Origin of the sequence: Sebaldella sp. S0638 (genome assembly GCF_024158605.1) — a bacterium.
Taxonomy (GTDB): Bacteria; Fusobacteriota; Fusobacteriia; order Fusobacteriales; family Leptotrichiaceae; genus Sebaldella.
Genome location: NZ_JAMZGM010000233.1, coordinates 1 through 1,907 on the forward strand (window position 1 = coordinate 1; position 1,907 = coordinate 1,907).

Below are 1,907 nucleotides of genomic sequence, written 5' to 3' on the forward strand. Positions count from 1 at the left end.
GTCAGGACACCCGGGTATAGTGTTAGGTGCGGCACCTATGGCTTACACACTTTGGAGCGAACATCTTAATGTAAACCCGAAAGAACCTGAATGGCTGAACAGAGACAGATTCGTACTTTCAGCGGGACACGGGTCGATGTTAATATATTCATTATTACATTTAAGCGGTTTTGATGTGTCAATGGACGACATAAAGAATTTCAGACAATGGGGATCAAAGACACCGGGACATCCTGAGTTTGGACACACAAAAGGAGTGGACACGACAACAGGTCCTCTTGGACAGGGAATTGCAACAGCTGTGGGAATGGCACTTGCAGAAACACATCTTGCAAAGAAATATAATAAAGAAGATATGAACATAATAGATCACTTTACATATGTAGTATGCGGAGACGGAGACCTTATGGAAGGTGTGAGCGGAGAGGCAAGTTCGTTTGCAGGGGTTCAGAAGCTGGGGAAACTGGTAGTGCTTTATGATTCTAATGATATATGTCTTGACGGAGAAACAAGAGAAACATTTACTGAAGATGTGGCTAAGAGATATGAAGCTTACGGATGGCAGGTTCTTACAGTAAAAGACGGCAATGATCTTGGAGCAATAGACGCAGCAATAAAAAAAGCGAAAAAAGATACAGCAAAACCAACATTAATAGAGATAAAAACAGTGATAGGATACGGAGCACCTACAAAGGCAGGAAAGAACAGCTCACACGGAGCACCTTTAGGGGCAGATGAAACTAAAGGATTAAGAGAATATCTAAAATGGAGCTATGAGCCGTTTGAAGTACCAGCAGAAGTATATGACGACTATAAGAAGTCAGTAGCAGACAGAGGGACTGCAAAATCAGAAGAATGGAAAGCCCTTGTAGGAAAGTATAAGGAAAAATATCCTGAACTTGGAAAAGAAATAGAAGAAATATCAGCAGGAACATTATTTGATAATATGAAGATAGAATTTCCGGCATATGAAACAGGACATTCACAGGCAACAAGAAATGCATCAAATGATGCAATAAATGCAATAGCATCTTCAATACCGAACTTCATAGGAGGATCAGCAGATTTAGCACATTCGAATATGACAATGATAAAAGGAGAAGGACTGTTTGATGCAGAACATAGAGAAAACAGAAATATCCAGTTTGGAGTAAGAGAATTTGCAATGGGAGCAATAATGAACGGGATGGTTCTGCATGGAGGATTAAAGACATTTGGAGGGACATTCTTTGTATTTAGTGACTATGTAAAAGCAGCAATAAGATTATCGGCATTAATGGGATTACCAGTAACTTATGTACTGACACATGACAGTATAGCAGTAGGAGAAGACGGACCGACACATGAGCCGATAGAACAGCTTGCAGGATTAAGAGCAATACCGAATATAAATGTAATAAGACCGGCGGACAGCAAGGAGACACAGGGAGCATGGAAAGTGGCTGTAGAAAGTAAAAAGACACCTACATTACTTGTATTAAGCAGACAGAACCTTGATGTAACAGCAGGCTCATCAATGGAAGAAGTAGCAAAGGGAGCTTATGTATCTTATGAGACAAATAAAGACTTTGGAAGAATAATAATAGCAACAGGATCAGAAGTATCACTGGCAGTGGGAGCAGCAAAGGAACTGGAAAAAGCAGGAGAATCAGTAAGGGTAGTAAGTATGCCTAGTATGGAACTGTTTGAAAGACAGAGCTGTGAGTATAAGGAAAGTATTCTTCCGAAAGGGATAAGAAACAGAGTATCACTGGAAATGGGATCGACATTTGGATGGCATAAATATGTAGGAATGGATGGACTTGCAATAGGAATAGATACATTTGGAGCATCAGCGCCTGCAGGAAAAGTAATAGAAGAGTATGGATTTACAGTAGAAAAGATTGTTAATAAGATAAAGGGATAAT

The 1,907-nt window shown here is 40.0% G+C and carries 1 protein-coding gene; it reads left to right on the forward strand.

Annotation, left to right across the window (positions count from 1 at the left end; translation table 11 throughout):
• The coding region (gene tkt, locus NK213_RS19860; protein ID WP_253352556.1) for a transketolase at positions 1-1,906 on the forward strand (1,906 nt) is incomplete at its 5' end.
• Position 1,907 lies beyond the last annotated feature (1 nt).